Annotated in this window: 15 protein-coding genes, 1 pseudogene and 1 riboswitch; of the genes and pseudogenes, 10 read left to right on the top strand and 6 right to left on the bottom strand. The window is 66.3% G+C overall.

The genetic code is table 11. The features are described from left to right. Position 1 precedes the first annotated feature (1 nt). From LOS78_RS21565 to LOS78_RS21585, 5 genes are all read right to left on the bottom strand, one after another. Entirely contained in the window at positions 2-172 is a 171-nt protein-coding gene (locus tag LOS78_RS21565) for a hypothetical protein (protein WP_028714228.1), read from the bottom strand. Between the two features lie 7 nt (positions 173-179). Beyond that, entirely contained in the window at positions 180-557 is a 378-nt protein-coding gene (locus tag LOS78_RS21570) for a hypothetical protein (protein WP_036698865.1), read from the bottom strand. Beyond that, a complete protein-coding gene (locus LOS78_RS21575; protein WP_371824735.1) occupies positions 550-852 on the bottom strand; it encodes a hypothetical protein in 303 nt (100 codons plus the stop codon). Before LOS78_RS21575 ends, LOS78_RS21570 begins: the two co-directional genes overlap by 8 nt. Positions 853-1,205: 353 nt before the next feature. Next, on the bottom strand, positions 1,206-1,619 hold the full coding sequence (locus LOS78_RS21580) for a universal stress protein (RefSeq protein WP_230378685.1): 414 nt from the start codon (positions 1,617-1,619) through the stop codon (positions 1,206-1,208). Between the two features lie 46 nt (positions 1,620-1,665). Further along, positions 1,666-2,154 (bottom strand): hypothetical protein, encoded by a 489-nt coding sequence (locus tag LOS78_RS21585; protein WP_230378686.1) that lies wholly within the window; start codon positions 2,152-2,154, stop codon positions 1,666-1,668. A gap of 207 nt (positions 2,155-2,361) precedes the next feature. Here LOS78_RS21585 and LOS78_RS21590 point away from each other — a divergent pair, with 207 nt between their 5' ends. After that, complete coding sequence (locus tag LOS78_RS21590; protein WP_230378687.1) at positions 2,362-3,369, top strand: hypothetical protein; 1,008 nt, start codon at positions 2,362-2,364, stop codon at positions 3,367-3,369. A gap of 86 nt (positions 3,370-3,455) precedes the next feature. Beyond that, on the top strand, positions 3,456-4,424 hold the full coding sequence (locus tag LOS78_RS21595) for an alpha/beta fold hydrolase (protein WP_230378688.1): 969 nt from the start codon (positions 3,456-3,458) through the stop codon (positions 4,422-4,424). Here LOS78_RS21595 and LOS78_RS21600 read toward each other — a convergent pair. Then, on the bottom strand, positions 4,379-4,957 hold the full coding sequence (locus tag LOS78_RS21600; RefSeq protein WP_028714225.1) for a DedA family protein: 579 nt from the start codon (positions 4,955-4,957) through the stop codon (positions 4,379-4,381). The genes LOS78_RS21595 and LOS78_RS21600 overlap by 46 nt on opposite strands. 255 nt (positions 4,958-5,212) lie before the next feature. Next, a riboswitch (cobalamin riboswitch) is annotated at positions 5,213-5,404 on the top strand. A gap of 176 nt (positions 5,405-5,580) precedes the next feature. Here LOS78_RS21600 and LOS78_RS21605 point away from each other — a divergent pair. The 8 genes and pseudogenes from LOS78_RS21605 to LOS78_RS21640 all read left to right on the top strand — a co-directional run bounded on the left by LOS78_RS21605 (position 5,581) and on the right by LOS78_RS21640 (position 13,835). Beyond that, positions 5,581-7,467: a TonB-dependent siderophore receptor gene (locus tag LOS78_RS21605; protein WP_230378689.1), complete on the top strand. Its 1,887-nt coding sequence runs from the start codon at positions 5,581-5,583 to the stop codon at positions 7,465-7,467. Position 7,468: 1 nt separating this feature from the next. Further along, entirely contained in the window at positions 7,469-8,041 is a 573-nt protein-coding gene (locus LOS78_RS21610) for a hypothetical protein (protein WP_230378690.1), read from the top strand. Beyond that, complete coding sequence (locus LOS78_RS21615; RefSeq protein ID WP_230378691.1) at positions 8,038-8,922, top strand: ABC transporter substrate-binding protein; 885 nt, start codon at positions 8,038-8,040, stop codon at positions 8,920-8,922. Before LOS78_RS21610 ends, LOS78_RS21615 begins: the two co-directional genes overlap by 4 nt. Next, positions 8,919-9,920, top strand: a complete 1,002-nt coding sequence (locus LOS78_RS21620; RefSeq protein ID WP_230378692.1) for an iron ABC transporter permease — start codon at positions 8,919-8,921, stop codon at positions 9,918-9,920. The genes LOS78_RS21615 and LOS78_RS21620 overlap by 4 nt, the downstream gene beginning before the upstream one ends. After that, the gene (locus LOS78_RS21625) at positions 9,917-10,693 is read left to right on the top strand and encodes an ABC transporter ATP-binding protein (protein ID WP_230378693.1); all 777 of its coding nucleotides are present in this window, start codon (positions 9,917-9,919) and stop codon (positions 10,691-10,693) included. Before LOS78_RS21620 ends, LOS78_RS21625 begins: the two co-directional genes overlap by 4 nt. A gap of 68 nt (positions 10,694-10,761) precedes the next feature. Beyond that, positions 10,762-10,889, top strand: a pseudogene (locus LOS78_RS21630) (4Fe-4S dicluster domain-containing protein); the annotation flags it as partial. Between the two features lie 111 nt (positions 10,890-11,000). Continuing rightward, positions 11,001-12,434: an aldehyde dehydrogenase family protein gene (locus tag LOS78_RS21635; protein ID WP_230378694.1), complete on the top strand. Its 1,434-nt coding sequence runs from the start codon at positions 11,001-11,003 to the stop codon at positions 12,432-12,434. A gap of 3 nt (positions 12,435-12,437) precedes the next feature. Further along, the gene (locus tag LOS78_RS21640) at positions 12,438-13,835 is read left to right on the top strand and encodes an FAD-binding oxidoreductase (protein ID WP_230378695.1); all 1,398 of its coding nucleotides are present in this window, start codon (positions 12,438-12,440) and stop codon (positions 13,833-13,835) included. The last annotated feature ends 118 nt before the right edge of the window (positions 13,836-13,953 follow it).

The following is a 13,953-nucleotide window of genomic DNA, read 5'->3' on the forward strand; positions in this document are numbered from 1 at the left end:
GTCACCCCCGATGCTGTTCTTCGGTCAGGGCTTCCAGTTCCCCCTCGCGGGAGGAGGTCAGGAACTCCTCGCTATAGGTGCTGTCGGTGCGGATCCAGTCCAGGACGATGACCAGGCCGAACACCGCCGAGGCGCCCCAGGCCGCATATTCCAGATAATCCCAAAGATCCATGATGCCCTCATTCTCCGAATTTTTCGGCGATCACGTCGCGATATTCGTTTTCCGAAAACCGCAGCAGGATTGCGTAATAACCCACGACGACAACGATCATCGCCAGCAATGCGCCGATCGAGAAACTGTAGTCGAAACGCGCGGTGATCATTTCGGCGGCAAGGCTCGGGTCGGAATAGCCGAGTTTATGCCATTGCTCGACCATGGCCGGGTTTTGGGCCAGCGCCTCCCATGTCGGATTTTCGAGGGTCTGCGGGTTTTTCGCGGACCCCGCGAGACCAAGCCACAAGGGAATATACAACGCGCCAATGGCCATGATCAGCAGGACGATCACGTCGATGATCTGGCCGATCTTTCCTTGGACGGGGGCATTGTATTTAGCCATGACGCAGGACCCTTTCCTCATAGCGCCTGGCTTTTCTGGCTTCCCTGGCCTCTCGGGCTTCGTCGAGGAACTGGATATCCAGCCCGTACATGAAGTCCCGGTCCTCGCGATAGTGGCGCAGCATCGCCATGATGGCTGCCGAATTGAACAGCAGCACCACCGCCCCGCCGATCAGCAGCACCGTCCGCGCTGCCGCCGACGGCGCCAGCGACCAGGTCCCGATCGCCACGAAGATGATCGCAAACCAAAGTCCCAGCACAAAGGCCAATGCCACGGCGATGTCGCGCCGATGCATGGTTTCGATCCGTTTCGTCAGATTCGACACGTTGCATTCCTCCCTGAGGCCCGATTTTTGATAAGTCGTCCGCGTGGGCCGTAGCGCGATTCTTTCTGCGCTCGAAAGCTTTTTTCTCTACAGGAAAGGCATCCTGCGACATTCTGTCAAGTTTCTTCTTCAGCGGAGAGAGATTTTTGGCCGAGGGAACGCCGGTCAAGGCCGTGCGTGCCAAGCGCAAAGCGCGCTTGGCCGTCGCCTTGGGATCCATGAATTACATTGATATATCAAGTGATTGGTTCAAGGTCGCGCAAACCGGCGTCCGGTCCGCGCGACAGGATTTTCCCATGCGGGCGATCGTCAGTTGCGGCGAATCACCGGGCGACGGTGACGGTGCAATGCGCGCGTGCCATGACATCGGCCGCGACAGAGCCCAGCATCAGTCGCGACAATCCACGCTTGTCACCGGTTCCGACAACGATCTGGTCATAGGCGTTGTGCTCGGCATAGGTCACGATTCCCGCCGCGGCTTCGCGGTTGACGATGTCGACCTGCTTCACCTCGGTGACGCCGTTCTCGAGCGCGAGGGTGCGGGCGCGCTCGAGCTTGTCGGTCATTTCCTGATTGGTCCAATGATGGATGACCGGGCCACGCGCACCGCCATGGGCGATATTCACCACGCATATGGTCAGCGACGCGCCGAATTTCGCAGCCAGCTGTGCAGCGTAAGCGACGGCAATATCGGAATGATCGGTTCCGTCGGTTGGACAAAGGATCTTCTGGATCATCGGATTTCCTCCCTTCTTAAATCCACAAGGCGGGAGGCTCCCATTTTTACCTGTGACTTGCCAAGGAGTTTTTGAAGGAAGGGCCATAATTCCTGCAAGCCGGTTCCGTCGATTTGCAGCGGCCGGGCGATTGCCGCCGCCCCGCTGGCCCACGTCCGGAACGGCCAACCCGCGAAACGGCAAGCAAAAACGGAACGGCTGTCCTGGAGTTGGGGGCCGTTGATCTTGCGGTTATATGAAGAAGACGATCAGGATGGATGCGCCCAGGCTGCGGGTAAAACAGGGGAATCGAGGACGACGGATCGGGTGAGCGCAGGGCGGGACGAACTCCAAACCGCATGCTGTCTCGGATATCCAGACGGGCAAAGATCGGCGGCACATTGCCGCTGCGACCAGAGGCCAGCGCATTGGCCGACAGCACCTCGAAAAGCGGTTCGCGCTGGCCGGTTTCGCCGCAGCGCGCGAAGCCCCGCAACCGGCGTAGCGTTTGACCGCTGATCATCGAAATCTGGACCTTCGGGCTATATTGCGCCATGGTCGCTTCTTCCGGGTGGCGCGTCGGAAGCCGGGCCGCATCGCCGGCAAAGATGGCTCGGCCCTGCCCGGAGCACCATCCGCGACCCCGGAAAAGGACGACCCGAACCATTGACCTGCACGCCTCAAGCCGCCTCTCTCCAGTTCCGTCCGCCGGAGGGAGAGCGTTATCCCGCCTTCAAGCGCCACATCCCCGAACGGCTGTTCTATGTGGTTCCCAGCGCTGATGTGGCTGGCGCTGGCGATCCGTTACCGCAGCCTGACGCTTCCCAGCGCCGCCAATCCCGCGATGGAGGCGGGGGGCCTGTGGGGCGAAAGCAAATCGCAGGGGCTGGACCTGTTCGGGTCGCAGGGCAGGGCGCGGCTGGCCCGTTTTGCCCGCCTTCGTTGCGATCCCGGAACCGAGGCCCCCGTGGATTGCGCCCTGGCCGCGATGGCCGAGGCCGGGCTGGATTTCCCGGTCGTCGCCAAACCCGACCGCGGCTATCAGGGCTGGGGAGTCAGGCTGATCCAGCGGGCCGGGGATCTGGCGGATTATCTGTCGGTGCAGCCTCCGGGCACTGTCATCCTGTTGCAGGAACTGGTCGACTTGCCCGGCGAGGCGGGGATCTTCTATCTGCGCCATCCCGACCAGGTGCGGGGACGCATCGTCTCGATGGCCTTCGTCTATCCGCCCCATGTGATCGGTGACGGTTGCCGCAGCGTGGCCCAGCTGGTCCGGGCCGACAAGGTCCTGCGTCCGAACAGCGCCATCTATCGCGACCGCCATCCCGAAAGCTGGGAGACGGTGCCCGGCCCCGGCGCCTTCCACGTCCTGACCAATGCCCGCAGCGCAAGGCTCGGCGCGGTCTATCGCGACGCGCAATCGCTGGTGACGCCGCAGCTGGAATCGCTGATCGACGAGATCTCGCGCGAGATACCGGATTTTCATTTCGGGCGCTTCGACATCCGCTTCCGCAGCGTCGAGGACCTGGGTGCGGCCCGCGATTTCAGGATATTGGAGCTGAACGGCGCCGGTGCCGAGATGCTGCATTTCTGGGCCGGCGGCAGCACGCTGCGGCAGGCATACGGTGCGTTGTGGAAACAGTATCGCTGGCTTTTCGGCATCGGCGATGCCATGCGAAGGCGTGGGGCGCGGCCCGTCGGCCTGCGCGCCATGATCCGGTTGCAGCGACAACAGGAGGCGCTGCGGCGCGTCTATCCCCAAAGCTCGTGAACATCCCTTGCGCAGCTGCGCGCCGGGCGAGACAATCCCGCCGTCGAGCGGTGCGGCGGCTTCAGTCCTCCGCAAAGGAGCCTTGCATGATTCCCGATCTGCCCATCTGTCCGCCCCCCGGCCAAACCATCGTGATCCCCGCGCCGGAACAGACGCTGGCCGAAGGGGCGCTGGGTTTCGTGCTTGAGCCGTTCCAGCCGTTGCGCGAACAGTTCTCGGCGATCACCGGCATCGGGCTGGAACCCGACGACGCCTGGCCCGGGGAACAGGGCCGCACGGTCCGGCGAATGCGGCTGGCGCGCGGGGACGGGCAGGCCCGACTGGGCTATCTGGCGGCGGGCCAACCCGGCGGGCGGCGGGTGATCTTCCTGCATGGCAGCCCCGGCACCGCCGAGGAATGGGACCGCTTCCTGTTGGACGTTCCGGTCGGGCAATATCACATGGCCGTGGACCGTCCCGGCTTCGGCGCCAGCGGGGAAAAGCCCGAGCCCGATCTGGCCGGTCAGGCCGCCGCCGTCGCCCCGCTTCTGACGGCGGGCGGGACCGGAGCCGCGGTATTGGTCGGCTATTCCTATGGCGGCCCGGTTGCGTTGCGGCTTGCCGCCGACTATCCCGACCGGGTTGCGGGGGTTCTGCTGATCGGCGGCGCCGCCGATCCGGAGCTGGAGGAAACCCATCCCCTGCAGCAACTGGCCGCGCTTGATTTCTTTGCCGGGCTTCTGCCCACGGAACTGGCCAACGCCAATGCCGAGCTGATGAATCTTCGGCCCGGGCTTGAAGAGCTGACCCCCGACCTGGCGCATGTCACTGCCCCCGTCACCATCGTCCAGGGGCTGGCCGATACGTTGGTGCCGCCTGAAAACGTGGCCTTCCTGCAGGCGCATTTGCCCGGCAGTCCCGGCCCGCGGCTGATCCTGATCGAAGAGGCCGACCATTTCCTGCCCTGGACGCATGCCGACCTGCTGCGCGCAGCTCTGGCTTGCGTCATCGGGGACGGAAAGTCGTCGTCTCAGTCGCCCGAGCGCCCCCCCTCGTCCTTGTCCGAGGCGAAATAATAGACCGTGAAGCGGTGGCTCAGCCAGACCGCGCCGATCACCAGCCCAACCATGACCGGCCAGGCCCAATTGCCCAGCAGATCGAACAGGACCAGGTTGAGGCCGAACGCCCCGAAGAACAGCGCCGCCGTATATACTGCCGCGACCACGCCGTTCACGATTGCGAAACGGCGAAAATCGACGCGCAGGAAACCGCTGGCCATGAAGACCGGAGGCAACAGCCGTGCCAGCAGCGCCGCCGGCAGGACGCCGCGATCCAGCAGCCGCCGTCCCCGCTCCAGCATCTTGCCGTCCACCCAGCGCCGGACGAGACGGTTGCTTCCGGCCAGCGCGCCGATCCCGTAAAGGGCCCAGTCGCTGATGATATTCCCGGTTACCAGCGCCACCAGGGCCAGTCCGGTGCCGATCTCTCCTGCGGCGGCCAGTGCCGCGCCGGCGATGATCGCCCCTTCTTCCATGACAAAATTCGCAAGAAACAGCAGCAAGGCCAATATCAGCGGATTGCCCAGATATTGTTCGATAAGGGCTTCCACCGCGCGGAGTCTCCTTGGGGCGAGGGGCGGGACAGATCAAGCTAAGGACACCCACCCGCAAACGCAAGCCACAAGGCTTGCGCCGGCGACACGCATGGCGCCGAACGCATCCAGATCGCGCGATGCCCAGAGGCACTCGGCCCCCGGGGTGACGTCGATCTCCTCATCGATCTTGCCGCGATATCAAGCGCACTGCCACCAGGCGGGAAAAAGCAGATACTGCCCATCTAATCTGTTTATTTGACAACTCCCTTGTGCTATCCGGTCGCCGACGGTGCCCCGCAAGGGGTGAAAAGGGAATGCGGTGAGGGAAACCGATGCCGCAGCTGTGCCCGCAACTGTAACCGGGAGCGACCCGCATATGCCACTCTGCCCCAGGGCGGGGGAAGGCGCGGAACTCGCAAGGAACCGGAAGCCAGGAGACCTGCCGTCGCTGTCGCCCATCCCGCGGCCGGGACAAGCCGAGGGTGCGGATTTCCGCTGCGGTGACCCATGTGGATCGAAGGCAGCGGTATGTGCGATGCGACCGATAGAATCTGAACTCGCGCGCGCGGCGGAAGAACCGTCGCGGCAATGCCTTCGTATCCGGCTTCCCTTCCCGTTGAACGAGGATAAGTGCCGAAATGAAGGTCCGCCATATCATTCCCGTGCTGTTGGGCACGACCCTTGCCGTCCCGCCTGCCACCGCCGAGGACGCGGTGACGCTGGATACCATCGTCGTCACCGCCTCGCGCGCCGACCTGCCTGAACGCGCCATCGGCAGCGCCGTCACCGTCGTGACCGAGGAGCGCGCCCGCCGCGAACAGGCGAAGCGCATCACCGACCTGCTGCGGGACGTGCCGGGGGTTCAGGTCTCGCAGGACCGTCCCGGTGCCTGGACCAGCATCAGCATCCGGGGATCGGATAACGGCCAGGTGCTTGTCCTGATGGACGGGGTCCGGCTTGGCGATCCGTCCTCGACCGAGACGGCGTTCCAGTTCGACCATCTGGATGTCGAGGGCATCGACCGGATCGAGGTGCTGCGCGGCAACCAGTCCTCGCTTTACGGATCGGACGCGATCGGCGGCGTTGTCAACATCATCACCAGGCGCCCGGTCCAGGACGGCTGGCGGCTGTCCAGCGGATTGGAGCTTGGTCCGGACGGCTGGCGCCGGGCCACCGCGACCCTGCTATGGAAAAGGGGCGATCTCGACGCCCGGGTCAGCGGCTTTTCCACGCATTACGACGGCCCGTCGCAGGCCGATCCGCGCACCAGCCCGGTTCCCGGCCCCATGGACAACGACGCCCATCGCGGCAACGGGATCGGCACGGCACTGGGCTGGCAGATCGCGCCGCAGTTGCGGGCCGAACTCACGGGCCTGCGCAGCGATACGCGGCACGAATACGATTCGCCGCCCAGTGACGGCAGCGATACGGTCGAAAAGGACGAATGGAACCTGGGCGCGCGCATCCTCCATGAAAGCGCCGACCGGACCCTGCGGCAGACGCTCAGCTGGGGCCGCTACAATGCCCGGCGAACCTATCATACCGGCTTTTCCCGGCCCGAGGGCGATGTCTACGACGGCACGCTGACCCGCTATGGCTACGACGTGACCTGGAAGCCGGCCGAGCCATGGTCGCTTGTGGGCGGCGTCACGCGCGAGAAGGAAGAAACCCTCCAGATCACCAATTATACCGGCAGCTTCATCGCCAGCAACGCCACCACCGCGCTCTTTACCGAGGCGGCCTGGCGTCCCGACGCCCATCTGACCCTGACCGCCGCGCTGCGCCGCGACGACAATGATCAGTTCGGCACCTTCAACACATGGCGGCTGACCGGGGCCTATCTGCTTTCCGCCAGCGGCGCGGCGGATGTGAAGCTGCGGGCCAGCTATGGCACCGGTGCAAAGGCGCCGGGGCTTTATCAGCTTTACGATCCGACCTATGGCAATCCCGACCTTACGGCACAGCGCAGCCGCGGCTGGGACATCGGCGCGGATGTCTATTGGCCGGATGCCGGGCTGGAACTGGGCGCGACCTATTTCCAGAACCGGGTCGAGGACAAGATCGCCTGGGGCCTGCGCGAGGACGGCAGCTATGGCTATTACATGGCCGGCCGCACGCGCGAGAAAGGCATCGAGCTGTCCTGGCAGGCCGAAATCCTGCAAGACCTGCTGATCCAGCACAACCACACCTGGGTTCTGTCCCATAATGACGAAACCGGCCAGTGGCGCGGCCAGCCCAAGAACTCCGGTGCGCTGACCGTCAGCTATCGCCCCGGCGGCTGGTCGGTGGGCGCGCGCCTGCGCTATGCCAGCCGCAACGGCCTGGGCGCGGTCAGCGGCTATGGGCAGGAGATTGGCGGCTATGGCGTGACCGACCTGCTGGCCAGCTATCGTCTGGATGAGCGGGCCGAACTCTATGGCCGGATCGAGAACGTCTTCGACAAGCAATACCAGACCAGCTGGGGTTACAACACCAACGACCGCAGCTTGTTCGCCGGCATCCGCCTGAGCCTGCAGGGGAACTGACATGACGAAGCTGACCATGGAAACGACCGTGAATGCCGAAGGGCGCGCGACGGAACATCGCTGGCCCGCACCGCTGGATCAGGACTGGCTGCAAGACTTCCTGACCGACATCTTCGACAATCATTGGCAGGGGCTCTCTTTCGGTCCCATCGTCGAGGGGGCCGCCTATGAATTGCGGCCACCGTCCAAGCCGCAGCGCATTTCGCTGCATGACGGCTATCTGACGGTGTTCTACGGGCTTCAGGGGCATTTTCATCTGTGCATCGGCCGCAACGAAGGCGCCGTGAAGCAGGGCGGCGAGGCGCTGGTCGCCCATCGTCGTCCGGGCAAGGCCGAGTTCTTCCGCAGCCTCGATCCCGACGGGCATCCCCGCTCGTGGGGATTCCGCATGGATAACGGCAAGGGCGAGCAGATGCTGAGCCTCTTCTTTCCCAACCCTTTCATCACCGCCGACGACCAGCTGGCCGACCAGCCGGGCTGGGAACGGCTGGCGACATGGGACCACGTTCGCCGCACCTATATCGGCATCGAGGACGGCGCAGCGGACCGGATGAGCAAGGGCTACAGGGGATGAAACCCATCGTCGCGCTGGCGGCGGGCCTTGCGGCCCTACTGTCGCTCGGGATCGCCGCGGCACATGTGGGGGCGGGGGGCGGGCAATCCCTGCCCCCTGCGACACCTGCCGCGAAACCGCGCGTCGCCTCGACGGCGCTATGCGGGGATATGTGGGTGCTGGCGCTGGCCGATCGCGACCAGATCCTCAGCCTGTCGCGGGATGCGGCGGGCCCGTCCTCCCCCTATGCCGGAGAGGCGGCCGGTCTGCCCCGGAACCGCGGCAGCCTGGAGGAGCTGATCGCGGGCGATGCCGGCCTGGTGGTGACGGGCCAGGGCAGCTCGACCCAGATGCGCAGGGTTCTGGGGCGTTTCGGGATCGCCGAGCTCGATCTCGGGGCGACTTCGGACCTGCAGGAACTGGCGGACAAGATCCCGCAGGTCGGAAAGCGGCTGGGTCAGCCCGAGCGCGGCAAGGCGCTGCGCGCGGCGTTCCTGCACGACATCGCGGCCGCCGCCGACCCCGGCGGGGTCGGGCCAGTGGTGGCCTATTATCGCCCGGACGGCGGCGGCGCGGGCGCGGGCACCATCGTGGATGCGGCGCTTTCCGCCGCCGGATACCGGAACATGCAGCGCAGGACCGGTCCCGCAGGCTGGGGCGGCATCCCACTTGAGCAGATCGTGATGACCCCGCCCGGGGCTTTCGTGGTTTCCTATTTCGACACGCAACCGCCGGCGCGAAACGCCGGGCTGGGGCGCAATCCCGTCCTGCGGCGGGCTGCCGAACAGGGCGTGGTCCTGCCGGTCCCGGGCAAGCTCTGGCCCTGCGACCACCCGGTGATCTCGCAAGCCGTCACGCTTCTCGCCGGCGAGCGGCTCCGGCTGGAGGGCGCGTTCCGATGATCCGCCCGGTTCCGCAGCTGGCGCTGAATATGGCGCTGCTTCTGACCTGCTGCGTGCTGGTCGTCATCTCGCTTGTCCTTGGCTATACGCCCATCCCGGCGGGCGAGGTGCTGCGGGGCCTTGCCGGTCTGGCAGACCCCAAAACCGTGACCATCGTGAAGGATCTGCGCCTGCCCCGCACCGCGCTGGCGCTGCTGATCGGCGGATCCTTGGGACTGTCGGGCGCCGCGTTGCAGGGGTTGCTGCAAAACCCCCTGGCCGAGCCGGGGGTGGTGGGCGTCAGCTCGGCTGCGGCCTTCGGCGCGGTTCTGGTCATCTATTTCGGGCTGGCCGCGACCAGTTCATGGACCCTGCCGCTGTCCGGGATGGCCGGGGCACTGGCGGCGACGACGATCCTGTGGGCTCTGGCCGTGCGTGGCGCTGCCAAGCTGACCTTGCTGCTGACCGGGGTGGCGATAGGCGGGCTGTCGATCGCGCTGATCTCGCTGGTGATGAACCTGTCCAGCAACCCCTGGGCCATCAGCGAGATCGCCTTCTGGCTGATGGGATCGCTGAAGGACAGGACGCTTTCCGACCTGGGGCTGGCCGCGCCCTTCATCCTGATCGGCTGCGCGATGCTGATTGCCTCGGGCGGGGGACTCGAGGCGCTGACCCTGGGCGAGGATACCGCCCGCTCGCTGGGAACGCCGGTGAACCGGGTCAGGATGCAGGTGGTGCTGGGCACCAGCCTGTGCGTCGGCGCCGGGGTGTCGGTCGCGGGGGCGGTGGGCTTCGTCGGGCTGATCGTGCCGCATCTGCTGCGCGCTTTCACGGATCACGCCCCGGCAAGGCTGCTTCTGCCCTCGGCGCTGGGTGGGGCGGCGCTGCTGCTGATGGCCGATATCGCGATCCGGCTGATCGCCGTCGGGCCGGAATTGCAGCTTGGCGTCGTCACCTCGCTGATCGGTGCCCCCTTCTTCTTTACGCTGATCTTTCGTTTGCAAGGAGAGCAGGCATGATCCCGCTGCACCTGAAAGGGGTGGGCGTTTCGCTGCGGGGGCGGGAAATCCTGCGCGACATCACCCTTGCCGTTCAGCCGGGCGGCATCACGGCGCTGGTCGGGCCGAACGGTGCCGGAAAATCGACGCTTCTGCGGGCGAGCCTTGGACTTGTTCCCCTGAGTTCGGGCGAGATCCTGCTTCAGGGCCGCAACCTGACCGCCGTGCCGCTGCGGGAAAGGGCGCGGCTGCTGGCCTATCTGGCGCAGGGCCACCACGCGATCTGGCCGATCCGCGTCCGCCGGCTGGTCGGGCTTGGCCGTCTGCCCTATCGAGGCTGGTCCAGACGGGCGGCGGCCATGGAGGATGCGCTTGTCGAGGCCGCCATGGCCCGATGCGGCGTGATGGGTCTTGCAGACCGGACCGTCGACACCCTTTCGGGGGGCGAAAAGGCGCGGGTCATGCTGGCCCGCGCCCTTGCCGTCGGCGCCGAGGTGCTGCTGGTGGACGAACCCATCGCCGCGCTGGACCCCCGCCACCAGCTTGAGGTCATGGCCCAGCTTCGCATGATCGCACGGGGCGGAACCGCGGTGGTCTGCGTGCTGCACGACCTGCAAATGGCGGCAAGGTTCTGCGACCGGGTCGCGGTCCTCGCGCAGGGCAGGATCGTGGTCGCCGGCCCGCCTGAAACCGCGCTTTCCCCCGATGTGTTGCGCCCGACCTACGGGATCGAAACGGTGAAGATCCCGATCCGCGGCCAGCAGCTTCCGGTCGCATGGGAGGTGACCGCCTAGGCGGCACGGAAAACCACCGCCCGCGAAGGTCCAGGGGCAACGCGGGCAGGCCGCGGGCGTTGAGCGGCCCGCGCTTCCGGATCAGCTTCCAGAACTGCGTGCATTGCAAGACCTGCGACATCAAGGACCCATCCCAAAAACATCAACCGGACCGCGCCCCCAGGGCGGCGATGGGCCGAACGACCCGAATATTTGACAAGGGAAACTTGTCGATCGCCAATCCTTCTTGGCGGTCTGATCGCCGAGGATCGGGAATAATCCTGCCAGTTTCTTGAGGCAAATCCTTGCCCGGCAGCAGGAGGCAGGCATGCAGGACTGTAAGCGCAACTTGATCGGCGGCGAATGGGTCTCGCCGCAGGCCTTCAGCGAGAACCGCAACCCGGCCGATCCAGACGAGCTGATCGGCCTCTATGCCCGCGCCGAAGCCGGTGACGTGGCCCGCGCCGTCGAGGCGGCGAAGACCGCCCAGCCGGCATGGGCTGCCGCCTCGCCGCAATTGCGCTCGGACGTGCTGCGCCGGGCGGGAGACATGCTGCTCGCCCGCAATAATGAGATGGGTCGGCTGCTGGCGCGGGAGGAAGGCAAGACGCTTGCCGAGGCCAAAGGGGAGGCCCTGCGCGCCGCGCAGCTGTTTCACTTCTTCTCGGGCGAGGCGGTGCGCAATCCGGGCGAAAAGTTGACCTCGATCCGCGACGGTGTCGAGGTCGACGTGATGCGCGAGCCCCTGGGCGTCGTGGGTCTCATCACGCCCTGGAACTTCCCGATCGCCATCCCCGCCTGGAAGACCGCCCCGGCCCTGGCGGCAGGCAACGCGGTGGTGTTGAAACCGGCCGACCTGACGCCGGGCTGCGCGCATCTGCTGGCCGAGATCTTGGTCGAGGCGGGATGTCCGGGGGGCGTGTTCAACCTGGTGATGGGCAGCGGTTCGGTCATCGGCAAGGCGCTGGTCGAGCATCCCGACGTCGCTGCGATTTCCTTCACCGGGTCCGAGCGGGTGGGTCGCGGCATCGCGGCGGGCTGCGCGCAGGGGCTGAAGAAGGTCCAGCTTGAGATGGGCGGCAAGAACCCGATGGTGGTGCTGGCCGATGCCGATCTGGATGTGGCCGTGAATGCCTGCCTCAACGGCGCCTTCTTCTCGACCGGGCAGCGCTGCACCGCCTCCTCGCGGCTGATCGTCGAGGAGCGGATCCATGACGCCTTCGTCGACCGGATGCGGCAGGCCATGGCGGCGCTGCGGATCGGTGATCCGCTGGACGAGGCCGTGCAGATCGGGCCGGTGGTGTCCGAGGGCCAGCTTGCGGGCAATCTGGACTATGTGCGGATTGCCGGGGAAGAGGGATGCGAGGTCGTGGGCGGCGAGCGGCTGGACCGCCCCGGCTATTTCCAGAACCCGGCGCTGTTCGTCGGCGCCACGAACCTGATGCGCACCTCGCGCGAGGAGATCTTCGGCCCTTGCGCCTCGGTCATCCGGGCCGCGGATTTCGACGAGGCGCTGGCGGTGGCGAATGACACGCCCTTCGGGCTTTCGTCGGGGATCTGCACCTCGTCCCTGAACCATGCGACGGCGTTCCGGCGTGGCTCCAGGGCGGGCATGGTGATGGTCAACCTGCCGACGGCCGGCGTCGATTACCATGTGCCCTTCGGCGGGCGCGGCGCCTCCAGCCTTGGCGGTCGCGAGCAGGGCCGGATCGCGATGGATTTCTACACATCGGTCAAGACCGCCTATGTCTTCGCGGGGTAAGGGATGAGCCTGCAGCAGGAACTGAAGACGATCCTGGACGCCTCGGGCTGGATCGAGGGCGCGGATGCCGCGTCGTGGCAGCGCGACTGGCTGGATCGCTATGGCGAGGCGCCGCTGGGGGTGGCTCGTCCCGCCTCGACCGCCGAGGTCGCCGATGTGGTCCGGGCCTGCCATGCCGCCGGCGTCCCGGTGGTGGTGCAGGGGGGCAATACCGGGCTGTGCGGCGGCGCGGTGCTGGGGCGAGCAGGGGGCATCATCCTGTCGCTGTCGCGGATGGCCACGATTTCGCAACCGGACGTCGCCAGCGCCTCGGTCGAGGTCGAGGCGGGGGCGGTGTTGGCCACCCTGCACGACGCGCTGGATGGATCGGGGATGATGTTTCCCATGCATCTGGGCGCCGAGGGATCGGCCCAGATCGGCGGGCTGATCGGCACCAATGCCGGCGGCAGCCATGCGTTCCGCTATGGCATGATGGCCGATCTGGTTCTGGGGCTGGAGGTCGTCCTGCCCGACGGCACGATCTGGAGCGGCCTTCGCGCGGTGCAAAAGGACAATGCGGGCTATCAGTTGCGCCGCCTGTTCGTGGGCTCGGAGGGGACGCTGGGGATCGTGACCCGCGCGGTGCTGAAACTGTTCCCCGCGCCGCGTCAGCGGGCCACGGCGTTTCTCGCCTTGCCCGATGAAGCGGCGGCGGTGCGCTTCGGGACGCGGTTGCAGGCAGAGGCGGGCGAGTTCCTGACCGGTCTGGAATTTTTCCCGGAACTTGGCCTGGAGCTTGCCGTGAAGCATGTCCATGGGCTGGCCTATCCGCTGGAGACGCGGGGCGGCTGCTATCTGCTGGTCGAGGTCGCGAGCGGCTCGGACAAGGTGCCCTTGGACGATATTCTGGGCGCCGTTCTGGAATGGGGCATGGCGGAGGGGCTTGTCCTCGATGGCGCCCTGGCCGCGTCCGAGGCGCAGCGCGCGGCTTTCTGGCGCCTGCGCGAGGAACAGCCCGAGGGCCAGCGGCTGGAGGGGGCGCAGCTGAAGCATGACATCGCGGTTCCGCCGGGCCGGATCGCCGAATTCGTGGACCGTGCGGGCGCGCTTTGCCGGGCGCTGGTTCCCGATGTGCGGATCAACCCCTTCGGCCATCTGGCGGATGGCAACATCCATTACAACCTGACGCCCCCCGAAGGGATGGCGGATTTCGCCGGTCAGGACCGTGAGCTTGCGCTGCGGCTGGCGCGGCTTGCGACCGAGATGGGCGGTAGCTTTGCCGCCGAACACGGTCTGGGCCGGGCGAAGATCACGCTGGCCGACGCCCTCCGCCCCGCCGCCGAACGCAGGCTGATGCGGGCGGTCAAGGCGGCGCTGGACCCCGAGGGCACGATGAATCCCGGCGCGGTGATCGGCAACTAAATCTTGTCGATGGGCCGGAAATCTTGATTTTGTCCGCCGCCCCGGACGGGCAGGATCACCCCAGACAGATGGTTCATTTGCGCCCGCTGGCCGGTTTTGAACGCCAGGGCAGGAAGGA

The organism is Paracoccus sp. MA (assembly GCF_020990385.1).
Taxonomy (GTDB): domain Bacteria; phylum Pseudomonadota; class Alphaproteobacteria; order Rhodobacterales; family Rhodobacteraceae; genus Paracoccus.